Annotated in this window: 17 protein-coding genes; 14 read left to right on the top strand and 3 right to left on the bottom strand. The window is 67.2% G+C overall.

Annotation, left to right across the window (positions count from 1 at the left end):
- Positions 1-2 precede the first annotated feature (2 nt).
- The 10 genes from tssE (at position 3) to DBV14_RS17460 (ending at position 14087) form a co-directional block, all read left to right on the top strand.
- Positions 3-530 carry a type VI secretion system baseplate subunit TssE gene (gene tssE, locus DBV14_RS17505; protein ID WP_124460451.1) on the top strand — a complete coding sequence of 176 codons (528 nt, stop codon included), beginning with the start codon at positions 3-5 and terminating at the stop codon, positions 528-530.
- Positions 531-2402 (top strand): type VI secretion system baseplate subunit TssF, encoded by a 1872-nt coding sequence (tssF, locus tag DBV14_RS17500; RefSeq protein ID WP_124460434.1) that lies wholly within the window; start codon positions 531-533, stop codon positions 2400-2402.
- Positions 2399-3559, top strand: a complete 1161-nt coding sequence (tssG, locus tag DBV14_RS17495) for a type VI secretion system baseplate subunit TssG (RefSeq protein WP_124460433.1) — start codon at positions 2399-2401, stop codon at positions 3557-3559. Before tssF ends, tssG begins: the two co-directional genes overlap by 4 nt.
- On the top strand, positions 3556-6318 hold the full coding sequence (tssH, locus tag DBV14_RS17490; RefSeq protein ID WP_124460432.1) for a type VI secretion system ATPase TssH: 2763 nt from the start codon (positions 3556-3558) through the stop codon (positions 6316-6318). Before tssG ends, tssH begins: the two co-directional genes overlap by 4 nt.
- 92 nt (positions 6319-6410) lie before the next feature.
- Entirely contained in the window at positions 6411-8747 is a 2337-nt protein-coding gene (locus tag DBV14_RS17485; RefSeq protein WP_124460431.1) for a type VI secretion system Vgr family protein, read from the top strand.
- 31 nt (positions 8748-8778) lie between these two features.
- Complete coding sequence (locus tag DBV14_RS17480; RefSeq protein WP_260397098.1) at positions 8779-9219, top strand: hypothetical protein; 441 nt, start codon at positions 8779-8781, stop codon at positions 9217-9219.
- Positions 9216-11876, top strand: a complete 2661-nt coding sequence (locus DBV14_RS17475; RefSeq protein WP_124460430.1) for a DUF2169 domain-containing protein — start codon at positions 9216-9218, stop codon at positions 11874-11876. The genes DBV14_RS17480 and DBV14_RS17475 overlap by 4 nt, the downstream gene beginning before the upstream one ends.
- Positions 11873-12949: a pentapeptide repeat-containing protein gene (locus tag DBV14_RS17470; RefSeq protein ID WP_124460429.1), complete on the top strand. Its 1077-nt coding sequence runs from the start codon at positions 11873-11875 to the stop codon at positions 12947-12949. Before DBV14_RS17475 ends, DBV14_RS17470 begins: the two co-directional genes overlap by 4 nt.
- Before the next feature lie 16 nt (positions 12950-12965).
- Complete coding sequence (locus DBV14_RS17465; protein ID WP_260397097.1) at positions 12966-13670, top strand: DUF3540 domain-containing protein; 705 nt, start codon at positions 12966-12968, stop codon at positions 13668-13670.
- A gap of 30 nt (positions 13671-13700) precedes the next feature.
- A complete protein-coding gene (locus tag DBV14_RS17460) occupies positions 13701-14087 on the top strand; it encodes a DUF4150 domain-containing protein (RefSeq protein ID WP_124460428.1) in 387 nt (128 codons plus the stop codon).
- Positions 14088-14103: 16 nt separating this feature from the next.
- On the opposite strand, the gene DBV14_RS17455 is transcribed toward DBV14_RS17460, so the two are convergent.
- From DBV14_RS17455 to DBV14_RS17445, 3 genes are all read right to left on the bottom strand, one after another.
- A complete protein-coding gene (locus DBV14_RS17455) occupies positions 14104-14916 on the bottom strand; it encodes a PP2C family serine/threonine-protein phosphatase (RefSeq protein ID WP_124460427.1) in 813 nt (270 codons plus the stop codon).
- Positions 14909-16981: a type VI secretion system-associated FHA domain protein TagH gene (gene tagH / locus DBV14_RS17450; RefSeq protein WP_124460426.1), complete on the bottom strand. Its 2073-nt coding sequence runs from the start codon at positions 16979-16981 to the stop codon at positions 14909-14911. Before tagH ends, DBV14_RS17455 begins: the two co-directional genes overlap by 8 nt.
- Before the next feature lie 78 nt (positions 16982-17059).
- Positions 17060-17467, bottom strand: a complete 408-nt coding sequence (locus DBV14_RS17445; protein WP_124460425.1) for a TssQ family T6SS-associated lipoprotein — start codon at positions 17465-17467, stop codon at positions 17060-17062.
- A 132-nt stretch (positions 17468-17599) separates the two neighbouring features.
- On the opposite strand from DBV14_RS17445, the gene tssJ reads away from it, so the two are divergent.
- The 4 genes from tssJ (at position 17600) to tssM (ending at position 24730) form a co-directional block, all read left to right on the top strand.
- Complete coding sequence (tssJ, locus tag DBV14_RS17440) at positions 17600-18115, top strand: type VI secretion system lipoprotein TssJ (protein WP_124460424.1); 516 nt, start codon at positions 17600-17602, stop codon at positions 18113-18115.
- A 161-nt stretch (positions 18116-18276) separates the two neighbouring features.
- Positions 18277-19656, top strand: coding sequence for a type VI secretion system baseplate subunit TssK (gene tssK, locus DBV14_RS17435; RefSeq protein ID WP_124460423.1), 1380 nt, complete (start codon positions 18277-18279; stop codon positions 19654-19656).
- Positions 19657-19664: 8 nt separating this feature from the next.
- Positions 19665-21065 carry a DotU family type VI secretion system protein gene (locus DBV14_RS17430; RefSeq protein WP_124460422.1) on the top strand — a complete coding sequence of 467 codons (1401 nt, stop codon included), beginning with the start codon at positions 19665-19667 and terminating at the stop codon, positions 21063-21065.
- The gene (tssM, locus tag DBV14_RS17425) at positions 21065-24730 is read left to right on the top strand and encodes a type VI secretion system membrane subunit TssM (protein ID WP_124460421.1); all 3666 of its coding nucleotides are present in this window, start codon (positions 21065-21067) and stop codon (positions 24728-24730) included. Before DBV14_RS17430 ends, tssM begins: the two co-directional genes overlap by 1 nt.
- The last annotated feature ends 289 nt before the right edge of the window (positions 24731-25019 follow it).

Here is a 25019-nt window from a genome sequence, read left to right as displayed (position 1 = left end):
TGATGGACGGCGACGGCGATCCGCAGGAAAGCGTTGCGCGCGACCGCCTGCAGCCCGTGCTGCTCGACCGCCTGACCGACAAGCAGCCCCAGAGCCGCCAGGAGCGCGCGGGCTCCTTCCTCATGAGCGGCAGGCTGCTGCGCGACTCGGTGCTGCGCGACCTGCAATGGCTGCTCAACACCACCAATTTCGGCGCCGACCACACCATCAACACCATGCCGCGCGCGCGCGGCTCGGTGGTGAACTACGGCGTGCGCGGCTGGGCTGGCGGGCGCATGTCGGAGGTCGACTTCGCCGACGTCGAGGCGGCCATTCGCGCATCGATCATCGACTTCGAGCCGCGCATCATGAAAGACAGCATCGACGTGCGCTGCGTGACCGATGCCACCGACCTGGAGCACCACAACCTGCTGGCGCTGGAGATTCGCGGCACGCTGTGGTCGGTGCCGTACCCGATCGAATTCATCCTTCGCTCCGAGCTCGATCTCGAAAGCGGGCACATGGTGCTGCGCCCGACGGGAGGCCTCTGAATGGACGCGCGGCTTCTCGACTACTACAACCGCGAGCTCACCTACATGCACGAGCTCGGGGCCGAGTTCGCGCAGCGCTACCCGAAGATCGCGGGCCGCCTCGGCATGCGCGGCATCGAGGTCAGCGACCCGTATGTGGAGCGCCTGCTCGAAGGCTTCAGTTTTCTCACGGCACGCATCCAGCTCAAGATGGACGCGGAGTTTCCGCGCTTCTCGCAGCGGCTGCTCGAAGTGGTGTACCCCAACTTCCTTGCGCCCCTGCCGGCCATGGCCGTGGTGCAGATCGACGGCAACCTCAACGAAGGCTCGCTGAAGGCCGGCTACGAACTGCCGCGCCACACCATCCTGCGCGGCCGCATGATCAAGGGCGAGCAGACGGCTTGCGAATTTCGCACCGGCCATGCCGTCACGCTGTGGCCCATCCGCATCGCCGAAGCCGGCATCGGCCCGGTGCCCGCCGAAATTGCGCATGCGATGCCGCAGGTCGCGCGGCAGGCCAAGAGCGCGCTCACCATCCGGCTCGAAGCCGTGGGCGGCGCGCGCTTTTCCGACATGCCGCTGGAGCGGCTCGAATTCTTTCTCTCGGGCGCCGAGTTGCATGCGCTGCGCCTGCTCGAGCTTGCGACGCACCACGCCGTGGGCACCGTGTGCCGCAGCGGGCCCGGCAGCACCGCGCGCATCGTGCCGCTGGGCGACGAGGCCATCCGCCACGAAGGCTTCGACCCCGAGCAGGCACTGCTGCCGTACGACGCGCGTTCGTTCCAGGGCTACCGGCTGCTGCACGAGTACTTTGCCTTTCCCGACCGCTACCTGTTCTTCAGCGTGAACAAGCTGCGCGCGGCGGCCTCGGCCATCGGCGGCACCACGATGGAGATCGTGATCCTGCTCGACCGCGCCGACGCCGACCTGGAACGGCTGGTCGATGCCAAGCACTTCTCGCTGTTCTGCACGCCCATCATCAATCTCGTGCCGCGCCGCAGCGACCGCATTCCGGTCGGCCCCGGCCAGCACGAGCACCATGCGGTGATCGACCGCACGCGGCCGCGCGACTTCGAGATCTTCACGGTCGAGCGCGTCACGGGCCACATGGCCAACGGCTCGGAAGAGCGCGAGTTCCGCCCTTTCCTGGGCTCGTTCGCGACCGACGACGGCGACTTCGGCGCGTATTTTTCTCTGCGCCGCGAGCCGCGCCTGGTGTCCGACCGCGCGCGGGCGCAGGGCACGCGCACCAGCTACACCGGCAGCGAGGTGTACGTGTCGCTGGTCGACCAGCACGACGCGCCGTTTCCGCACAGCCTGCGGCACATCACGCTCGATGCGCTGTGCACCAACCGCGACCTGCCGCTGCTCATGCCGAGCGGGCTGGAGTCGGACTTCACGCTGCGCGTGTCGGCGCCGGTGCGCGCCATCCGCATCCTGCGCGGCCCCTCGCGCCCGTACCCCGCGCTGGCGGAAGGCGCGCTCACCTGGCGGCTCATCAGCCACCTGGGCCTGAACTACCTGAGCCTGACCGATGTCGATTCCGCGCAAGGGGCTTCTGCATTGCGCGAGATGCTCGACCTCTACGGCAACCTGGCCGACCCGTCGGTGCGCCGGCAGATCCAGGGCGTGCGCTCGATGTCATTGGCGCCGGTGTTCCGCCGCCTGCCGGAGCCGGGCCCGATCGTGTTCGGGCGCGGCGTGGAGATTGCGCTGAAGATCGACGAGGTCGCGTTCTCGGGTGCCAGCCCCTACCTGTTCGGCGCCGTGCTGGAGCAGTTCTTCAGCCGGCACGTGTCGCTCAATTCGTTCACCGAGTTCGCGCTGACCAGCCTGCAGCGCGGCGAGATCGCGCGCTGGACGCCGCGCGTGGGACGCCGACCCGCCGTATGAGCGAAGCCGGCATCACCGAAGGCACCCTTGCCACGCCGGCCGAAGACGGCGGCGTGGTGGTGGACGCGGCCGGTATCTGCTACAACATTTCGCAGCCGCTGCAAGCCACGTTGCTGCCGCGTGGCGTGCCCGAGGCCGATCCCGCGCTCTGGGCCGGGCTGCTCGAACAGCCCTTCGAGCACGATCTCTTCATGCTGCTGCGCCGCCTCGATGCGCAGGGCGACCATCCGCTGTTGGGCCGCGCGCCGCGCCCTTCCGACGAGCCGCTGCGGCTTGGGCAGGAGCCCTCGATGGCCTTCGCGCCCGCCAACGTGTCGGGCGTGGAGAGCGACGGCGACGGTCCGCCGCGCATCTCGATCTACGGCTTCGGCCTGTTCGGCCCCAACGGCCCCCTGCCGCTGCACCTGACGGAGTACGCACGCGAGCGCAAGCGGCACCATGCCGACAACACGCTCAGCGCGTTCGCCGACCTGTTCCATCACCGGCTGATCCTGCTGTTCTACCGGGCCTGGGCCGACGCGCAGTCGGTCAACAGCCTGGACCGTGTCGACGGCCACCGCTTTGTCGACTACGTCGCGAGCCTCATGAACATGGGGCAGCCGGGCCTGAAAAAGCGCGACCGCATCGCGGACCATGCGCGCACCTTCATGGCCGGCCACCTCGTGCGCCAGACGCGCAACCCCGAAGGCCTGATCCAGATCCTGCGGCTCTACTTCGACGTGCCGGTGCGCGTCGATGAATTCGTCAGCACCTGGGTGATGATCGACGAGCGCCAGGTCAGCCGCATCGGCATCTCGGGGCGCAACCACCAGCTGGGCGGCGGTGCCACCATCGGCCTGGCGGTGCGCGATGCGCAGAGCAAGTTCCGCCTGGAGCTCGGGCCGCTCACGCAAGAGCAGTTCCGCGAGTTCCTGCCGGGCAGCAAGCGGCTGCGGCAGGTGGTCGACTGGGTGCGCCAGTACATCGGCATCGAATTCGCCTGGGAGCTGCGGCTGGTGCTCCGCAAGCAGGACGCGCAGGGCACGCAACTCAGCGGCGGCCAGCGCCTGGGCTGGGGCAGCTGGCTCGGCACGCGCCTGTCGGACACCGATGCCGGCGACATGGTGTTCCAGCCCGAAGCATTGTTTCCCTCTCACGCGCCTTCTTCTTCCTTATGACCGACATCCGCCGCGTCTCTCTGTTCTCCAAGCTCAACCCGATGCTCTACAAGGCATTGGAAACAGCCACCGCCTTCGCCAAGCTGCGCGGCAACGCCTACGTGGAGCTGGTGCACTGGCTGCACCAGATCCTGCAGCTGCAGGACAGCGACATGCTGCGCATCATCAAGCGCGCGGGCCTGAACCTCGATGCGGTCGAGCAGGACCTGGTGCGCGCGCTTGACCGGCTGCCGCACGGGGCCACCTCGATCAGCGACATCTCCGAGCACGTCGACAACGCCGTCGAACGTGCCTGGGTGTATGCAAGCCTGCGCTTCGAGGCCACCTCGATCCGCGGCGCCTACCTGCTCGCGGGCATCATCAAGACGCCGGGGCTGCGGCAGGTGCTGTCGGGCATCTCGCGCGAGTTCGACAAGATCGTGCCCGACGTGCTGGTGGCGCAGCTCGCGGCATGGACCGAAGGCTCGCCCGAAGACGACTTCGACGCCACGCCCGGCGTGGGCACGGGCGGCGTGGGCACGGGCGGCGGCGCGCCGGCTGCCGTGGCGCACCACCAGGGCGACGGCGCGCCGGCCGGCGGCTCCGCGCTGGCCAAGTACGCCAGCGACCTGACCGCCAAGGCACGCGCCGGCGAGCTCGACCCGGTCTATGGCCGCGACGACGAGATCCGCCAGATCATCGACATCCTCATGCGGCGCCGGCAGAACAACCCGCTGCTCACCGGCGAGGCCGGCGTGGGCAAGACCGCCGTGGTCGAAGGGCTGGCCTCGCGCCTGGCAGCCGGCGACGTGCCGCCTTCGCTGAAAGACGTGTCGCTGTGGGTGCTCGACCCCACGCTGCTGCAGGCCGGCGCGGGCGTGAAGGGCGAGTTCGAGCAGCGGCTGCGGCAGGTCATCGACGAGGTCGAGAAAAGCCCCAAGCCCATCGTGCTGTTCGTCGACGAGGTGCACACGCTGGTGGGCGCGGGCGGCACTGCCGGCACCGGCGACGCGGCCAACCTGCTGAAGCCCGCGCTGGCACGCGGCCGGCTGCGCACCATCGGCGCGACCACCTGGTCGGAGTACAAGAAGTACATCGAGAAAGACCCGGCGCTCACGCGGCGCTTCCAGACCATCCAGGTGCACGAGCCCACCGAGCCCAAGGCGGTGATCATGCTGCGCGGCATCTCGGCCGAACTCGAAAAGCACCACGGCGTGCTCATTCTCGATGCCGCGCTCGAAGCGGCCGTGAGCCTGTCGCACCGCTACATTCCCGCGCGCCAGTTGCCCGACAAGGCCGTGAGCCTGCTCGACACGGCGTGCGCGCGCGTGGCGCTGAGCCAGCATGCGTTGCCTGCCGCGCTGGAAGACCTGCAGCGCCGTATCGAAGTGCTGGGCATCGAGTCCGGCATTGCGGGGCGCGAGGCGGCCATCGGCGTCGGCGAGCACCAGCGCGTCGAAGACATCGCGGCCCAGGTGGCCGCGGCGCAGGCCGAGCTCGACCTGCTGGAGCAGCGCCGCGTGGAAGAAAGCGCGCTGGTCGAACGCATCGTGGCGCTGCGCAAGCTGTTGTCGCCCGCGGCCGTGCCGGTGCAAGGCAAGGCCGGGGACAAGGAAGAAGAGAGCGGCGAGGCCGAAGCCTCCGAAGCGCAAGCCGAAGCCGCGCCCGCCGAACCCGAACGCACACCCGAGGAAATTCGCGCCGAGCTGAACGAAGCGCAAGACAAGCTCGTGCAGCTGCAGGGCGAATCGCCGCTCATCCTGGCGGCCGTCGATGCGCAGGCCATCGCCACCGTGGTGGCCGACTGGACCGGCATTCCCATCGGCCGCATGGTGCGCGACGACGCGCAGTCGGTGCTGCGCCTCGGCGAAATTCTCTCGGCCCGCGTGGTGGCCCAGCCCGATGCGCTGGAGACCATTTCGCGCCGCATCCGCACCGCGCGCGCACGGCTCGACAACCCCAACAAGCCGGTCGGCGTGTTCCTGCTGTGCGGCCCTTCGGGCGTGGGCAAGACCGAGACCGCGCTGGCATTGTCCGAGGCGCTGTACGGCGGCGAGCAGAACCTCGTGACCATCAACATGAGCGAGTTCCAGGAGTCGCACACCGTCTCCACGCTCAAGGGCGCGCCGCCCGGCTACGTGGGCTACGGCGAAGGCGGCGTGCTGACGGAAGCGGTGCGCCGCCGGCCCTACAGCGTGGTGCTGCTCGACGAGATCGAGAAGGCGCACACCGACGTGCACGAGATCTTCTTCCAGGTCTTCGACAAGGGCTGGATGGAAGACGGCGAGGGTCGCCACATCGACTTCCGCAACACCGTGATCATCATGACCTCGAACGTCGGCACCGACCTGGTCATGCAGCTGTGCGAAGACCCGACCCTGCGGCCCGACCCCGAGCCGCTGGCCGCGGCGCTGCGCGAACCGCTGCTCAAGGTGTTCGCGCCCGCGCTGCTCGGCCGGCTGGTTGTAGTGCCTTATTACCCGTTGCACGCCGAGGCGTTGCATCGCATCATCCACCTGCAACTCGACCGCATCGCGGCACGGCTCGCGGCCAACCACGGCATTGCATTGCACTACGACGACAGCGCCGTCGCACTGGTGGCGCGGCGATGCACCGCCATCGAGTCGGGCGGCCGGATGATCGACGCGATCCTCACGCACACCATCCTGCCGCGGCTCAGCGAAGAGGTCATCGGCGCCACGGTCAGTGCGCGCAAGCTGGGCAGCGTGCGGCTCTCGGCCGCCGGCGACGACTTCCAGTACGAGTTCGCCGAAACGTAGAAGACGGCCACGCGGCCAGACGACCAGAAGAAAAAAGACAAGAAGAGCAAGAGACCAGAAGGCAAAAAACCAGAAGACAAGGAGACAAGGCCATGCCCAGAGTCGTACGAGCGCACACGCCGCTCAGTGAAGACCAACTGCTGTTCCGCTCGATGCAAGGGACCGAAGGGCTCTCGCAGCTGTTCGAGTTCGAGGTCGACCTGCTGAGCCCTAGCGCCTCCATCGACATGAAGTCGGTGCTGGGCAAGCCCATGGCACTGGAGATACGCACGGCCGGCGCCCCGCGTTTCCTGAATGGGCAGGTGGTTCGCTTCTCGATGGTCGGGCGCGAAGGCGGCACCTCGCGCCACACGGTGTACCGCGCCTCGGTGCGCCCCTGGCTCTGGTATCTCACGCGGTCGAGCGACAACAAGATCTTCCAGAACAAGACGGTGGTCGAGATCCTCGAGGAAGTGTTCGGCGACTACAACTTCGCCTTCGAGAAAAAGCTCGGCAATGCGTACCGCCAGTGGGAACACTGCGTCCAGTACAACGAGACCGACTTCGCCTTCGTGAGCCGGCTCATGGAGCTGGAAGGCATCTACTACTACTTCAAGCACGACAGGAACCAGCACACGCTGGTGCTGACCGACGACATCGGCTCGCACGACCCGATGCCCGGCTACGAAACCATCAACTACTTCGCGTCCGACCGCGACGTGACCGAGGACATGGAGGTCATCGACGACTGGCAGGTGACGGCGGAGATCCGCTCTGGCAGCTACACGGTGGACGACTTCAACTTCACCACGCCGGGCGCCGACCTGAGCGGCGTTCGCGCCCAGCCGCTGCCCTACGAGCATTCGAACTACGAAATGTACGAGTGGCTCGGCGAGTACACCGACCCGGGCGAAGGCGAGCATTACGCGCGCGTGCGGCTCGAAGAAGCGCAGTCCATGGCCGAACGCAGCGTGGGCCACGCGACCGTGCGCGGCATGGCGCCGGGCTACACCTTCTCGATGCGCAACTCGCCCCGCTCGGACGACAACCGCGAGTATGTGGTGCTGTCGGTGAACTACACGCTGCGCGAAGGCGGCTATGCGACCGGCGCCCCGGAGGGCGAGTACGGCTTCGGCTTCGTCGTGCAGCCCACGTCGCTGCCTTTCAGGGCGCCCCGTCTCACGGGCGTGCCGCGCACTTCCGGTCCGCAGACCGCGGTGGTGGTCGGCCCCGAAGGCGAAGAGATCTGGACCGACCAGTACGGCCGCGTGAAGGTGCAGTTCCGCTGGGACCGCAGTGGGCGCCGCAACGAGAACTGCTCGTGCTTCGTGCGCGTGTCGCACGTGATCGCGGGCGACGGGTTCGGCGCGGTCTTCACGCCGCGCATCGGCCAGGAAGTGGTGGTCGATTTCGTCGACGGCCGGGCCGACCGGCCGATCATCGTGGGGCGCGTCTACAACCCGCGCCAGATGTCGCCGTTCACCCTGCCCGGCGAGCAGACCAAGAGCGGCTTCGTCACCCGTTCGACGCCCGGCGGATCGCCGGAGAACGCCAACTCGCTCGTGTTCGAAGACAAGATGGGCGCGGAGTTCGTCGCCCTGCACGCCGAGCGCAACCTCGACGTCTCGGTGGAGGCCGACGAAACGCACAACACGGGCCGCACGCGCACGACGGTCATCGTGGGGCACGAGTCGGCCACCTACCAGGACGGCGAGGAGCGGCACATCAGCAAGGGCGCGGTGGAAACCATCGACGGCGGGGAGACCCGCACGGTGACCGGTGGTGCGACGGAAACCGTCTCGGGTGGGGAGACCCGCAAGATCTCCGAGGGTGCGACTGAAACGATCTCGGGTGGCGAGACGCGCACCGTGACCGGTGGCCTCAAGGAAACCATCTCCGACGGCGTGAAGGAAATCATCAGCGGCGGCGTCAACTCCACCATCACCGGCGGCGTGAACCAGACCATCTCCGATGGCGTGAAGCGGACCACCAACGACGGCGTGGACGAGACCGTCAATGGGGGAATGAACTTCATCGTGAACGGCGGGTTCCACACCAACATCACCGGCGGAGAAACCCGGCATGTCGATGGCAGCCGGACGATCAGGATCACCGGCCCGCTGATCAGCTTCGCGCCCACCTTCGAATTCACCGGAGACCAATACATCACCAATACGAAGAAGGAGGACTGGTGGCGCTGGAAGGACAACCACGGCACGCTCGAGCACACCGGCGTGACGGTAATGGCCTACGATTTCTTCGGCGTCAAGCTGCAGACATCCGGGATCAATGCGCAGTACAACGGTCTCTTCGTGAATCTCTCCAGGGTCAATCTGCTGGACGCCCTGTTCAAGATCGATGCCACGGGGGCGAAGATCACCAATGACAAGTTCAGCTTCGCTGGCGGCGGCCTGTCGGTCGCGCTGAAGCAGCTTTTCATCAAGGCCTGATGGGGCACGAAATCCAACGGGCCGATTCCCGATGAACGGGTGGAGCACTCTTGGCGTCGTACTCATCCTGGGTATCTGCTTCATCGCCGTCGCCTTCATGTTTTTCTGGCCGCGCTCGGCCAGGCCGGAGAGCGCGCGGTATGCGGCGGATGAAAACGCCTGGAATGCCCTGCGCACCGAGGGCGTTCGCGGCGAGGGCGTGGTGTTGCACCTGTCGAGGCCGCCGAGTCGGCTGGTCACCAACGGCCGCCACGCCATCGAGATGTCGGCGGTCGACGTGCGGCTTGCCTACGAGGATGCATCGGGTGCCATGCACGAGGCCGAGATATCGGCATTCATCGAATCCGTGCTGCTCGCCAATTTCGCGACCGGGCGAAGGGTGGCCATCCTCTATTCGAAAGAGGCCCCGGCGTCCGTTGCCATCGATCGCGAGCGCACGCTCCTGGAAATACCGCTGAGCGCCCCACGATGAAGACCGTCAAGCCCCTGCGCCTGAGCACGATGACACGGCCGTTCCTGAAGGACGGCGCGCAGCACCTCGCGATGACATGCATCGCCATGACCAACCTTCGGGGCGAACCGCTGCTGTTGCCAGAGCCGGAGTTGTGGAAGATCGTCGGCGAAGAACTGGGCAGCGACGCGGTGCTGGACCTTGCGATGCCCAAGGACGGCGCGGAGTTTCTGGTAACCGGCTCGGCCTACACGCGGCATCAGCAGGACAAGACGCAATGCGCGGTGAGCGTGCAGGTGGGGGCCTGCAAGAAATCGCTGCTGGTGTTCGGAGACCGCTACTGGATCGACGGTCGCGCGAGCGAGCCGCAGCCCTTCGACGACATCCGGCTGGACTGGCGCAGGGCCTTCGGCGGACCGGGCTTTGCAGAAAATCCCGCGGGCATCGGCCATGACGATGAAACCATCAACGGCATCCGTGTGCGCAGGCTGCCGAACATCGAGCACGCGAGCGACATGCTGCGCCGGCCCGGCCAGACCGTGAAGCCGGCCGGACTGGGGCCCGTCGATCTGGCCAGGCCGTCACGGATGGGCCGGATGGGACGGCAGTACGACGACAACTGGCGCAAGGACCTGTTCCCTGGTTTCTCCACCGACATGGACTGGCATTTCTTCAATGCGGCCCCCGAGGACCAATGGATCGCCTCCACCGGGCATGGACTGGCGGGCGCGGCCTATGAGATCTGCAACATGCATCCGGCGTCGGCGGTGCAAAAGGGCCTGCTGCCGAACTGGCGGGCACGGTGCTTCGTCGTGCGGCAGGCGGCAAGCCGGCAATTGCCGGACGGCCTGTTCGAAGAGGTGCCGCTGCGCTTGACCACGGCGTGGTTCTTTCCGCATCTCGAGCGCGTGGTCCTGATCTATCACGGCAGCATCGGCATCGAGGAAGACGATGCATCGGACATCAGCCACATGATCGCGGCGATGGAAGAGGGCACTGCGCCGCACCGGCCACCCGGGTACTACCGCGAGGTGCTGGCCCAGCGGTGCGAACCCGAAAACGGCGCGCTGTATGTGCTTCGCGACGATCAACTGCTGCCGGCCGATGCCATAGGACCGTGGCTCGATGCGGACGACGAAGGCGACGCGCCCGATCCGTTGACGCGCAACATGCAGGCGCGTGCCGATGGCGAGCGCACCAGGCTGGCGGCGGCGATGAAGGCATCGGGGGCAGACCCCGACAAGTACCGCATGCCCGCCGAGTCGGGGCTGCAGAAGACACCCTCGGTGAAGGAGCTTCCCGCGTTCGTGGCCAAGGTGAAGGCGATGGCGCAGGAGCAGCGCCAGAAACTCGAGCAGGCACGCACGAGCCTCGCGCAAGCGGCAACACGCAATGCGGATCGCTCGGCGAAGATGGGATTCGACACATCGACCCTGCTTGCCCGGGCCGACGCCGCCAAGGGCAAGGGCCCTCCGAACTTCGATCCGCGGCGGCATGTCCGTGGCATAGAGGGTGTGGCCGCCGCCGTCGGCGCGCCTGCCTTGTCCGCGCAGAAGCAGGAGGAACTGAGAAAGGTGACGCAGAGCGCGCAGGAAGACCTCGGCACCGCATACCGGCGCACGGCCCACTACCAGGAGGCCGCCGATCCGATGCTTCCAGAGCAGGCCGACCGGGTCCGCGCGCAGGTCGAACGCATCATGGCCGGGGCTCGCGATTTCTCCGGCATGAACCTCACGGGGGCGAACCTCCGTGGAATGGACTTGCGCAATACACGCTGGCATCGCGCGCTGCTCGAAGGCGCGGATCTGGGCGACGCGTGCATGGACAACGCCGACTTCGGCGAAGCCGTGCTGGCGCGTGCGCGCACGCGCGGCACTTCGTTGCGCGGCGCAATTTTCGACCGCTGCAATCTCGCGTTGGCGCAATGCGAAGGCGCCGACTTCACGGGCGCGAGCTTCAAGGGCACGACGCTCGACAACCTGAGCGCGCTGCGCTGCAACTTTTCAGCCGCGACCCTGGAAGATCTGCATCTCATCGCGGCGAGCTTCGAGGACTGCAATTTCGAGCAGGCGAAATTTTCCTTGGTGTCGTTCTTCGAAAAGTCGATCCTGCGCGGCAATCGCTTCGATGGCGCGAAGCTCCACAAGCTGTCGATCACGGATTGCCACGCGTCGGACCTGAGCTTTGCGAACGCCGAGCTCGAGTCATGCGTGTGGGTCGATGTGGAAGGCGGCCATGGCCTCGACTTCTCTGGCGCGCGGATGACCACGACGTGCTTCGCGGGCCGGGGCAGCCTGGTGAAGGCCCGCTTTGCCGATGCGCTTCTGAAGGACTGCAACCTGAGGGGCATGCCCCTGGACGAAGCGGATTTCACGCATGCCCGGCTCGAGAACAGCGATTTTTCAGGTGCTTCGATGCGCTCGGTGAACATGGCGGGCGCCGATGCGCCGGGCTCGCTGTTCGTTCGCTCCGACCTGACGGGTGCCTCGCTGCAGCATGCCGACCTGAGTGGCGCGATTCTGCAGAAGGCGCTGCTCGTATCGGCGGATCTGCGAAGCGCCAATTTGTTCAGGGCGGACGTGTCGCAGTCGCTCGTCGACGACCGCACCCGCTTCGACGGCGCGTACATCGAACAGATCAAGACGGTGCCGCAGCGCAAGAAAGAGAAGGCGGCATGAGCCCCGCCGATGTGCAGGCAATGATCCACGGCGGCGTCGAGATTGCGGGAAAGCAACTGCAGGGCCTGGATTTCCGGGGGCTCGATCTCACCGGCGGGATCTTTACCGAGACCGATCTCAGCGGTGCCGATCTGTCGGGGGCCAGGCTGAATTCGAGCATCTTCAGAAAGTGCAAGCTCACGGGCGCGAAACTGGACGATGCGGTAGTCACCCGCTGCACGCTGGAGACCTGCGACGCGACCGCGGTCGGGATGTCCCGCGCGACCATGAATGGCGCCAACTTCTTCGCATGCAATCTGTCGGATGCACGGTTCGACGGCGCGAATGCCGGCATCGTTTCCTTTGCCAATTGCGTGCTGGACCGGGCCTCTCTGGTCAATGTGGCATCGGAGGCGCTGGTGTTTTCCGAAACGTCGCTGGATGCCGTGGATTTTTCGACGACGCTGCTGCACAAGACAGTGTTCTACAAGGCGGACCTTCGCACTGCCGTGTTCCGCGACAGCCGCTTCGACAAGGCGGTGTTCGTCGAGGCAAACCTGGCGGGCCGGAACTTCAGCGCGCAGAAGTTCCTGCTTTGCCAGTTCATCGATGCGCAACTCGAGGGGTGCAACTTCGACGACGCCGTGCTGATGCAGTGCAACTTCAAGGGTGCCGCGCTCGAGGGCGCAAGCCTGAACAGGGTTCATGCGCCGCAATGCCTTTTCCCTTCCGCGCGGATGAAGGGCGTTGCATGCCGCGCGTCCAATTTCAGCCAGAGCATCTGGGTCGAAGCACAGCTTCAAGGCACGGACTTCTCGGATGCGAAGCTGGAGCAGTGCATCTTCCATCGGGCCGGTTGCGCAGGCGCGGTCTTCGCACGGGCCGACCTCACCTATGCCGACTTTTCGCATGCCGACCTGTGCAACGCCGACCTGCGCGGCGCGCACTTCCTGCGCACGAAGGTGCACCGCGCGCAGCAGGAAGGTACGCGGTACGGCGACCGCGGCGGCCTGCTGCCCAACGACCCCGACCTGTTTGCGGCCGAGGAGTTTTCGGCGCGCCGCCCCGCGCGCGCCGGCGCTCATCGCCAATGAAACCTGCGAGCTCACCATGACCCCACGCGTTCTTTCTTCCGCAGCCGTTCGTGACGATGCATGGCGGGAGGCCGCGCACGAGCCGGTGCAGGGCGGCGGCATGGTCAATGCCATGGGCACCGTCACCGGCGCATTGCCCGGCGGCGTCTACAGCGTGCTCTGCGACGGCCGGCAGCTGCTGCGCTGCACGCGGGCCGCCAGCTGCCTCTTGCGGCCCGCCATCGGCGACACCGTGCTGGTGACGGGGCCGGACGCCAACCGGCTCTACCTGACGGCGGTGGCCGAGCAGGCCGACGCCAGCGCCTCGCGCATCGACGTGGCGGGCGACCTGACGCTGGCCTCGGACCGCGGGGCCGTCCGCATCGAGAGCAAGACGCAGGTCGCGCTGCGCGCGGAACAGGGCGTGGAGATGGCGGCGCCCCGGCTACGAATCGACGCGGAAGACGCCGAGTGCCATGTGGGCCGGCTGCGCTACCAGGGCGAAGAGGCCGAGGCCACGGTGCTCTCCATGCGCGTCATCGGCCGTGTGTACGAAGCCGTGGTGGACCGCCTGGTGCACCTGAGCAAGACGGCCTTTCGCATGACCGAAGACGTGGAGCAGCTGCGGGCGGGACGCATCGACTACGAGGCGGCGCAGATCGCGCGGGTGCACGGCAAGAACACGGTCGTGACGGCGAAGGAAATCGTCAAGGTCGATGGCAGCCAGATCCACATGGGCTGATTTCTTTCTGGATTCAAGGAGACACACGACATGTTCGCCAACTGCCAGATGATGGGAATGGACCTCGCGTTTCCCGACGTGTGCAAGACACCGCCGGCCATTCCCATTCCCTACCCGGACTTCGCGCTCGGCCCGACCGCGATTCCGAACGCCTACAACATCCTCTACATGTGCACGCCGGCGCACAACATGGCCACCGTCACGCCGCTGACCAACGGCGACAACGCGGGCGTGGTGATGGGCGTGGTGTCGCAGACGGTCATGGGCCAGTCGCGCCACCTGACGGGCGCCTTCACGATTCTCCTGAAGGGAACGCCGGCCACGCGCATGACGAGCCTGACCCTGCAGAACTCCACGAACATGGTCGGCATGCGCATCGTGCCGAGCCAGTTCAAGGTGTTGATGCTCGCCGCCTGAGCGGCTTGGGGCACTGCTAGGTCGTCGTCGCCCGGGGCGACGCGGTTCCGGCCAGCGTCACCTGCTGCGGAAACCCGACCCACACGGCCAGCGCCGAGTAGTTGTCGCGCGATTCGTCGGCCTTGGCCTCGGCCGCGCGGCGCAGCAGTGCCAACCACTCTTCGGCGCTGTCGGCCAGTTGCAGCGAGCGCTCCATGACCTGCTGCGAGATCAGCTGCCACAGGCCATCGGTGCACAGCAGGAAGGCATCGCCATCGGCCAGGCGCTGCGATGCGGTGATGGTGGCCTCGGCCGTGGCGCGCGCGCCGAGCGCGCGGTACAGCAGGTTGGTTTTTACCAGCCGCTCGCCGCCGTTCTGGTGGCTCGCGGCCGCGTCGCCCGAGCGCTCGGAGAGGCTGTGGTCTTCGGTGCGCTGCATCAGCGCGCCGCGGCGGAACCAGTACAGGCGGCTGTCGCCCACGTGGGCCCAGCAGGCCTGGTTGGTGGCGCGGTCGACGAACAGCGAGACGAAGGTGGCGCTCATCTTGCTCTGGTCGGCCAGCTCTCGCTGCTTCTCCAGGATGGCGTCGTTGGCCGCCTTCACGCAGCGCTGCACGGTGCCGGCGTCGAGCGACGGCGCAATGACGAAGGTGTCGAGCGCGGTATCGACGGCAATGCGCGAGGCCAGCTCGCCGCCCGCGTTGCCGCCGACGCCGTCGCTCACCACGAAGCAGCCGTTGCGTTCATCGAGGTGGTAGCCGATGGCGTCCTGGTTGCCGCTGCGCTCGCCCACGCAGGAGAACTGCGAGGTCGAGATGGGCACGGCGAAAGCACGGGCGGCTTCAAGCACGGCGCGCCTCCTTCAGCCGTTCCATTTCCTTGTCGTAGGCCTGCTGGAAGGCCCGGCCGAAGACGGCCTGGAAATCGTCTTCAACCGCCGCGGTGGTGTCCGCATGCAGCGCCTGCAGCTGTCGCCACAACCGCGCCTCGCGCCCGCCCGGCAGCACCTTCTCGCCGAAGCTGCCGTCGTGCGGCGTGTCGCGGGCCAGCGCGGTGGGGTCGAAGCGCTGCAGCAGCGTGAGCAGGGCGGCACGCATGCCGGCCACCATGCCGAGCTGGTGCGATTGCAGGTCGCCGAGCGCATCGTGCACGGCGGCCTCGGGCGTGAGGAAGCCGGGCATGCGCGCGCCGAACATCTGCATCAGCACGGCGCGGCCGTTGGGCAGGATCTTGAAGGGGTTGTTCTCTTCGTCCACGATCATCGTGATCTCGGCGCGCACCTCGCGCTTGAGCATCGCGCGCGACGACAGCAGCTCGATGGTGCCGTCGGTGAATGCGCGCATCAGGCGGCCCAGGCGTTGCATGGCCTCGATGTCGAACGGCTGCTGGCCCGCGACGTCGGGCACGCCGGCGCCTTCGAGGAAGGCCTTGAAGAGGGCTTCGGATGAGGCGTGGGACAACGCGGATGGCGCGGCCGCGGCAGACGCCGCAGCCACCGCCGTGGGAGATGCGATGGGCGCGGCAACGGGAGCGGGCTGGGCTGCGGGTTCAGGGGCAACAGGCGTGGCTGTCGCGGCTGTCGGTGCTTCGACAACCACCGGCGTTTCGGCCACCACGGGCGGGGCGACAACGGGCGGTGGCGCCGGAGGGGCTTCCTGCACGACGGGTTGCGGTGCTGGAGGAGGTGGTGGTGGCGGCGGCGGTGCGTCCACTTTCACCGGCTCCGCAACAGGCGCGGGCGCGCGCACAGGCGCTGGCGCGGCGACCGGATTCGGCGGCCGGAACTGCGCCGCCACTTCGCGCGTGTGGTTCGCGTGGCTGTACCCCGTCGGCACCTGCGGCGCAGGCCGGGCCAGCAGGTCGAACGCGGGATGCGCTTCGCCGAGCAGCGGCTGGTCGTGCGTGAGCGCGGTGGGGCGCGGATCGGACAGCGGTGAAGGCGCGCTGTCGTCGTTCGCAAAGAAAGACAGCGGATCGACGCCGCGCTTGAGCGCCACGTCCGACATGTCGTTGGCCGCATGCGGGTTCAGTTCCGCGAGCGGATCGACCGGGTTCCTGCGCGCCTGCGACGGCAGCTCGAAGGGCTCGTGCGCCATGGGGTCGGGCATGGGCGCGGGCGCGCTGTCGACGCGCCGTGGCGCGTTGGCAAGAATGGCGTCCCAGTCTTCCGCGGAAGGAATCTGCGATGACGACGAATGCGTCGGCGGCGGCGCGCTTGTCCTCGGTGTTGCGTGGGGCGCCGGCGCTTGCATGGGGGCCGCGACAGGCGCGGCGAAGGGCTCTCGGGGCGCAAGCACCGGTGTGAACTCCGGCGCGAATGCGGGGGGCGGCGCGGGTGCCTGCACGGGTGGCGGCGGCATGGCGACTGTCGGTTGCGTATCGCCGATGGGCAACGTCCCTGCGCCGAACAGATCGGAGAACACATCGGAAGCGGGCGACGCCGGCAGCAAGGCGCCGAGCGGATCCGCCGGCATCGCATGCGCATGGCTCGAAACCGGCGACGGCATGGGCATTGGCATCGGTACTGCAGGCGCTGGTGGCGGCGGCTGCAATGGCGCAGGCGCAGGCGGTGGCACCGCAGCAATCACAGGCGCCGCATGCAGCGCACTCGCGGCCTCCAGCAGATAGCTCCCGATGGCCACGTGGTCGCCATCGGCCACGCGCGATTCCTGTTCGTGCGCCAGCGTGCGTCCGTTGACGCTGATGGGCAGCACCGCGCTCATGTTGCGCAGCACGGCCACGCCGTCTTCGTCGAAGCGCACGGTGGCCTGCAGGCGCGAGATCTGCCGCTGCTCGTCGGGCAGCACGAGGTGGTTGTCGGGGCTGCGCCCGATGGTTCCGCCCGGTGCGGCGAGCAGTGCCGACGGCCCCGCTGTCACCGGCCTGCCGGCATGTTCGATCACCGTCCAACGCATGGCGCCTCCGTGTTCATTCCGAGTTGCGGCGTGTGGTTGCCGCCCGCGATGTTCTTCTTCTTGTTCTTTGCTTCTTCTTCAACGCTTCAGTCGCTTGGCGGCCTCGAAGGCGGGGCCCCACACCGGGTGCTTGCGCTCCGCCACGCTGAGGTCGAAGTTGGGGAAGGTGTCGAGGATCTTGCGGAACTGCGTGCGGCACTCGGGCACCTGGTTGGCCACGCAGTAGCTGAAGGCTTCGAGCTTCATCGCGTCGAGTCGCGTGTTGGCATCGGCCCCTTCGAACACCGACACGCCACCGCTCTTGAGCGTGTTGATGGCCTTGGCGTAGTCGCCTTCGTCATAAGCTTGTTGCGCGCGCTCGAGCGTGGTGCGGGCCACTTGCTGGCTCAGTCGTTCGGGCGGCGGCGGCGTGGGCTCGGGCGGTGGCGTGGTGCAACCGGTCACCACGAACAAAGTGAACGCCAGAGCTGGCAGACATGACTTCAATCTTCTCTCCTACCTCGCGAAAGGCAATGCTTGAGATAGTGTGCCGCTGTGTTGCGGCATGCATGTGATGCGCACATCAGAAGTGCGCATGACTTCGATAATATAGGCCGCGAACCTCTCGGGGAGATATCAATGCAGCGACGAACCTTGCTACAAGGCGCACTTGCAACAACACCGTTGTTTGCGGGCCTCAGTGGATGCGCATCGACAGCCAAGTCCTTGCCCACGCCTTACGCCGTTTCCATACACATCGACGATGGCGTCAACCCCGACGGACGCGGCCAGGCCGCACCGATCCTGGTGAAAGTCTTCGAGCTGAAATCTTCCGGTAACTTCGAGACGGCAGACTACTTTGCACTACAGGACCGCGACCGCGAGACGCTGATGGCAGAGCTCGTGAACGCAGACCAGGCCATCATGCGCAGCGGCGAAGAACGCGTCTTCAAGCGCGAGGCCGCGCTCGATTCGCGCGCCATCGGAATCATTGCCGGCTATCGCAAGCTGGAGTCCGCGCGCTGGCGCATCGTGCTGCCCTTGAAGGAGCCCAAGCAAACCAACCTGTACAAGGTGTGGCAGTTCTCGCCGAGCGAACAGGCCGTGCGCGTCGCGATCCGAAAGACGGGCATCGAGTTACTACCAAGTCGCTAATCCTTGGGCTCCAGTAGCCCGAAAGTGCGAGAAATGAGTGCGAAAAATGCGGTGCAAAACGTAAGACGCGCCGTGTAGCATCAGGAGCAAAACCATTCGATCGGGAGGTCGTTCATCAAGGCACGCCTCCCGCTTCCGTGTGAGCACTCCCAGGAGGTTCTTTGGTGACAGTTCGCAATTCGGGCGCCGGAAAAAACGGCGCTCCCGTGCAGGCTTTGGCGAATCGCGTCGTGTGGTCGGAAGGCATGTACCTGAGGCCACAGCACTTCCAGCAAATGGAGCGCTATGTCGAGCAGTACGTGACCCGCCGCACCGCGGGACTGCAAGGCGCCTACTGGGGCTGGCTTCATCTTGAGATCGATCGCGATGCCTACGCGCTGGGCCGCGTGTCGCTGCTCGGTGGCGCGGGCGTGCTGCCCGATGGCACGCCGTTTTCGTTCAGTGCCGAAGATGCGCCGCTGCCGTACGAAGTGCCCAGCGACCTGACCGACGAACTCATCGTGCTCGCGCTGCCGCTGCGCAGGCCCGGCAGCGAAGAAGTCATCTTCTCGGAAGACGAAGGCTCGGCCGCGCGCTTCGGCGTGATCGAGCGCGAGGTCAACGACGGCAATGCAGTGGCGCTCGGGCCGGCGGTGCTGCAGCTCGCGGCGCCGCGCCTGCGGCTGGCGCGCGCGTCGTCGCTCACCGCGGAGTGGCAGTCCATCGGCGCGGTGCGCGTGATCGAGCGGCGCACCGACCACAAGCTGGTGATCGATGCCAACTACATTCCGCCGGTGCTCGATGCGTCGGCGCACACCATGCTGCGCAGCATGGTCGCGGAACTGCATGGCCTGCTCACGCAGCGTTCCGAGGCACTGGCTTCGCGGTTGTCGCAGCCGGGCCGCGGCGGCGTGAGCGAGGTCTCCGACTTTCTGTTGCTCGAGCTGGTCAACCGCTACCTTGCCACCACCTGGCATGCGCAGCAGGCCGTGCAGGTGCACCCCGAGCAGCTGTTCACCGACTGGCTCAAGCTGGCCTGCCACCTGGCCACGCACACCTCGCCCACGCGCCGGCCGGTGCTGTGGCCGGTATACGACCACGACAACCTCAACGAAAGCATTCGTCCGCTGATGGAAGAACTGCGGCGTTCGCTGTCGGCGGTGCTCGAGCAGAGCGCCATCGCCATCGAGCTCGAAGAGCGCAGCCACGGCGTGCGCGTGGGCCGCATGCCCGACCCGGTGCTGGTGCGCAACGCGGGCTTCGTGCTCGCGGTGCATGCCGACCTGCCGGCCGAGGCCATACAGCAGCGCTTCCCGACGCAGGTGAAGATCGGTTCGGTCGAGCGCATTCGCGACCTGGTGCAACTGCAGTTGCCCGGCGTGGTGGTGCGGCCGTTGCCGGTGGCGCCACGGCAGATTCCGTACAACGCGGGCTACCACTACTTCGAGCTCGACAAGAGCGGTGACATGTGGCGCCAGCTCGAAAAATCGGGCGGTGTCGCCATGCACCTGGCCGGTGACTTTCCGGGGCTCGCCATGGAGTTCTGGGCCATCCGTCCGTGAGGGACTCTATGAACGGTGTCAACGACATGGCTGTCGGTGCTGGAGGCTTTGTCCCGCCGAACCCGGGGGGCGGCGCGAACGGTGCGCATGGCGGCGATGCGTCGCGTGGCTTCGGGGCGCAACCCGAGTCCTTCACCGCATGGCACGACGCGAAGCGTCCGCATGCGGGCGACACGGCGCTGGCCGGCAACAACCCGCTGGTGGCCGCCGCCAATCCGCTGCTCGACCTGATTCCGCAGATTCGCGCGACCGGCCACCACCCCGCGCCGGCGCAACTGCGCGAGCACCTGGTCGACGAAGTGCGCCGTTTCGAAACGCGTGCGCAGCAGGCCGGCATCGCGCCCGAAGTGATCATCGGCGCGCGCTACTGCCTGTGCACCGCGGTCGACGAAGCCGCCGCGCTCACGCCCTGGGGCGGCAGCATCTGGTCGTCGCAGAGCCTGCTCGTGATGTTCCACAACGAGACCTGGGGCGGCGAGAAATTCTTCCAGCTGCTGTCGCGGCTGGTGCAGAACCCGCAGCAGCACCTGCACCTGATCGAGCTCATCTACTTCTGCCTGGCCATGGGTTTCGAAGGGCGCTTTCGCGTCATCGACAACGGCCGCTCGCAGCTTGAAACGCTCAAGCAGCGGCTGCTGCAGATCATTCGCCAGACGCGCGGCGAAATCGCGGTGCCGCTGTCGCCGCACTGGCAGGACGCCAGCGCGCCGGTGCGCCGCCAGCGCAACTGGTTGCCGGTGTGGGCCGTGGGCGCGGTGGCGGCGGTGCTGCTGGTCATTGCGTTCACGGTGCTCAACTTCAACTTGGCCGGCAGTTCCGATGGCGCGTTCGCGGCCGTCAACGCGGTGCGCCTGCCGCAATCGGCGCGCGCCGTGGTCATGCCGGCGGCGCAGCCGCGGCTGCAGCGCTTTCTTGAACCCGAGATTCGCGACGGCCTCTTGACCGTGCGCGACGAGGCCGACCGCAGCGTGGTGGTGCTGCGCGGCGACGGCCTGTTCGCCTCGGGCTCCGACCGCGTGCTCGATCGCTATGCGCCGGTGCTGGCGCGCGTGGCCGATGCGCTCAATGCCGTCGAAGGCAACGTGCTGGTGAGCGGCTTCAGCGACGACCAGCCGATTCGCAGCGTGCGCTTTCCTTCCAACTGGCAGCTCTCGCAGGCCCGCGCCGATGCGGTGAAGAAGATGCTGGGAAACCGCCTGGCGCGGCCCGAACGCCTGCGCGCCGAAGGCCGGGGCGACGCCGATCCGCTGGTGCCGAACGACTCGGCCGCGAACCGCGCGCGCAACCGGCGCGTCGAGGTCACGCTGCTGGTGGCGCCGGTGGCCGGCGTGCCGGTGCAGCAACAACAACAACTCGCCGCGCCCGTGTCACCCGCACAGCCCGCTCCATTGCAGGGAGGTGCCCGCTGATGCTGCGCGCCATCTTCCGTTTTCTCATCAGCCGCGATCTCTGGGTCTTCCTGGGCCTTGTCGCCGTCGCCTTCCTGATCTGGATCATCGGACCAGCCATTGCCGTGGGCCGCTACCGCCCGCTCGAAGACGAGCTGGTGCGCATCGCGGTCATCGTGCTGATGTTCGCGATCTGGCTGGTCCGGCTGGTCTACCGCAAGTGGCGCGAGCACAGGCTCAACGCCCAGTTGCTCAACCAGCTGCGCACGCCTTCCAAGAAGGAGAAGGAGGCCAAGCCCGAGGACGCGCCCGAGATCAAGGAGCTGCAGAACGGCTTCACCGATGCCACCGCGATCCTGAAGAACATGCGCTTCGGGCAGGGCGCCGACGGCAAGCCCGCGAGCCGCTTCGCGGTGTTCGACCGGCAGTACCTGTACCAGCTGCCCTGGTACATCTTCATCGGCGCGCCGGGCTCGGGCAAGACCACGGCACTGGTCAATTCCGACCTCGACTTTCCGCTGGCCGACCAGCTCGGCAAGGCCGCGGTGCGTGGCATCGGCGGCACGCGCAATTGCGACTGGTGGTTCACCAACGAGGCGGTGCTGATCGACACCGCCGGGCGCTACACCACGCACGAGAGCAACCGCGAGACCGATGAGGGCGAGTGGAAAGGCTTCATCGAGCTGTTGAAGAAGTTCAGGCCGCGCCAGCCCATCAACGGCGCCATTCTCACCATCAGCATTGCCGACCTGCCGCTGGCCGACGACGCCCAGCGCGCGCGCCATGCAATGGCGCTGCGCAAGCGGCTGCTCGAATTGCGCAACGACCTGGGCATCGACTTCCCGGTGTATGTGCTGGTCACCAAGACCGACCTGCTGGCGGGCTTCAACGAGTACTTCGGCTCGCTGGGCCGCGCGGAGCGGCAACAGGTGTGGGGCTTCACCTTCCCGATCGAAGGCAACCCCGCCAGCAAGTCGAAGGCCAAGGCGGGCGCGGCGGCGCTCGCGGGCACCGACCTGCGCGAGCGCTTCCACCAGGAATACAGGTTGCTGCACCAGCGGCTGGACGAACGCCTGCCCGAGCTGCTGGCGGCCGAGCCCGACCCGATGCGGCGCGCGCAGGCCTACCTGCTGCCGCAACAGTTCGCGAGCTTCGAGGACATCCTGGGCACCTTCCTGGCGGACGTGTTCAACCCCTCGAAGTTCGAGGCCGCGTCGATGCTGCGCGGCGTTTACTTCACCAGCGGCACGCAAGAGGGCACGGCCTTCGACCGCGTGATGGGCGCCATCAAGCGCTACCTGCAGGTCAATGCGCCGCCGGCGCCGCCACCGGGCCCGGGCAAGAGCTACTTCCTGAAAGAGCTGCTGCAGCAGGTGATCTTCCGCGACGCGGGCGTGGCCGGCACCAACCTGCGCTGGTACAGGCGCAAGCGGGCCATCGACATCGCGGGCTACAGCATCATCGGCGTGCTGCTGGTGCTGTTCCTTGGTGCCTGCGTCAACAGCTGGCGCAACAACAAGGCGTATGTGGCCGAGGTCGATGGCAATGCCAAGGCCTTCAACAAGGCGGCCGCGCGCGGCGAGCTGCCCACGGTGGTCGATTCCAGCGGCGACATCGCAAGCTCGCTGCTGGTGCTCGACCGGCTGCGCGACCTGCCCAGGTCGAGCCAGTTCGACATTGGCGATCCGCCCGTGTCGTACCGCTTCGGCCTGTACCAGGGCGAGAAGCTGCAGGCGGCCACCGACGGCGTGTACCAGCGCGCACTTGAAACGGTGCTGCTGCCGCAGGCCGCGCAACGCGTGGAGCAGTCGCTGCGCGAGGCCTCGAAGGCCGATGCCGAATACAGCTACGAGGCGCTCAAGGCCTACCTGATGCTGTACGACGCCGAGCGCTACGACGCCGACTTTCTGCAGGCCTGGCTGCTGTCCGACGTGGACCGCAAGATCGGCGCGTCGCTCACGCGCGAGCAGCGCACGCACCTCGAACAGCACCTGAAGACGCTGTTCGCGGGACGCGTGCTGACCTCGCCCTTCGCGAAGGACGACCGCCTTGTCGCGCAGACCCGCGACCGGCTGGCCGGCGTGCCGCTGGCGCAGCGTGCCTATGCGCGGCTGCGGCGCATCCTGCTGCAGACCAGCCCGCCCAATGCCTTCAGCATTGCCGAGGCGGGCGGTGCCGAATCGGGCCTGGTGATCCGGCGCGTGAGCGGCAAGCCGCTGACCGATGGCATCTCCACGCTGTTTACCTACCGGGGCTACTGGGACATCTTCGACAAGCGCATGGCCGAGACCACGCTGTCGCTGGAGCAGGAAGACCGCTGGGTGCTGCAGATCCGCGCCCCCGGCATTGCCGACATCACCTCGCGCGAACTGCTGCTGCGCGAAGTGCGAAGGCTCTACCTCACCGACTACATCAAGGTGTGGGACGAGTACCTTGTCGACATTCGCCTGGCCGACAGCCGCTCCTTGCTGCAGAGCATCCAGATGACGCGCGTGCTCTCGACCGGCGAGTCGCCGATGTCGCGCATCATCCGCGGCGCCGCGCGCGAGACCGACCTGCTGCGCAACCACGACGAAGCCGCGCGCAGCCTGCTCGACCAGGCGCAGAACCGCGTGGCCACCACGCGCGAACGCATCGAGCAGCTCATCGGCCAGCCCGACGGCAGCCAGCGCCGCAACGCGCGCATCGACCGCCCCGAGTCGCTGGTCGACAACCACTTCGAGCCGCTGCGCCGCATGGTGACCGCGCCCAAGGCCGGCGGGCTGGCGCCCATCGATGCCACGGCCGCGCTCATCAACGAGCTGTACAACTTCCTTACCGCCACCGACACCGCATTGCGCAGCGGCAACATCCCGCCATCGAGCGATGCCGTGACCAAGGTGCAGGCCGAAGCAGGACGCCTGCCGGTGCCGTTCCAGGGCATGCTGAACGACCTGTCGGCCACCGCGTCGTCGAAGGCAGCGGCGGTGACGCGGCAGAACATCGGCCAGAGCGCGGCGGCGAGCATCGGCTCGTTCTGCAACCAGGCGATTGCGGGGCGCTACCCGTTCACGCGCGGCTCGAACCGCGACGTGGCCTCGGGCGATTTCGCGCAGCTGTTCGCGCCGGGCGGAATGATGGACGACTTCTTCCAGAAGAACCTCGTGACGCAGGTCGACACCTCGGTCAACCCGTGGGCCTTCAAGCGCGGGGTGAACGGCAGCGCGGCGGGGCGCTCGGCGTACCTCGATTCGTTCCAGAAGGCGCAGGCGATCCGCGACGTGTTCTTCTCGGGCATGGCGGGCGGCCGCACCCCGTCGTTCACGCTCGACATCCGCCCCGAGGACATGGACGCCGGCTTGACGCAGTTCACGCTCGACGTCGATGGCCAGACGGTGCGCTACGCGCACGGCCCGCAAGCACCGAGCACGGTGAAGTGGCCCGGCCCGCGCAACAGCAACCAGGTGCGCCTGCAGGTGACCACGGCCAACGGCACGCCGGCCGGTGGCCTCGTGACGGAAGGGCCGTGGGCGTTGCATCGCCTGTTCGACAAGGCCTCGATTTCAGCGGGCAGTTCGCCCGAGTCGTTCAACGCGACCTTCGACCTGCAGGGCAAGAAGGTGGTGCTGGCCGTGACGGCCAACAGCGTCTACAACCCGCTGCGGTTGCCGCAGATGAACAGCTTCTCTTGTCCGGGGAAGTCTTAGATGAAGCCGTGCTTTCCTGTTCGCCGTGTTGTGCGGTTCATGCCTGGAGCCGGGTTCGTGTCGGGCGGTGCTTCAGGGCGCGCCCACGCCGACGGTGTGCTCTGCTCCGCGAATGTCCCCCGCTTCGCTCCTCCTTTATTTCGCTGCGCAGAGCACACCATCGGCGTGAGCGAGTTCAGAGCACAGGCCGAACAGCTGATCACCAGCAGCGTGCCCACCGTACGAATGGCACCGGGTGCTCCCCGCAGCGAAATAAAGGAGGAGCGAAGCGGGGGACATTCGCGGAGGG

It is taken from the genome of Variovorax sp. KBW07 (genome assembly GCF_003852515.1).
Taxonomy (GTDB): domain Bacteria; phylum Pseudomonadota; class Gammaproteobacteria; order Burkholderiales; family Burkholderiaceae_C; genus Variovorax.
This window is presented reverse-complemented; position numbering and strand designations above follow the sequence as displayed.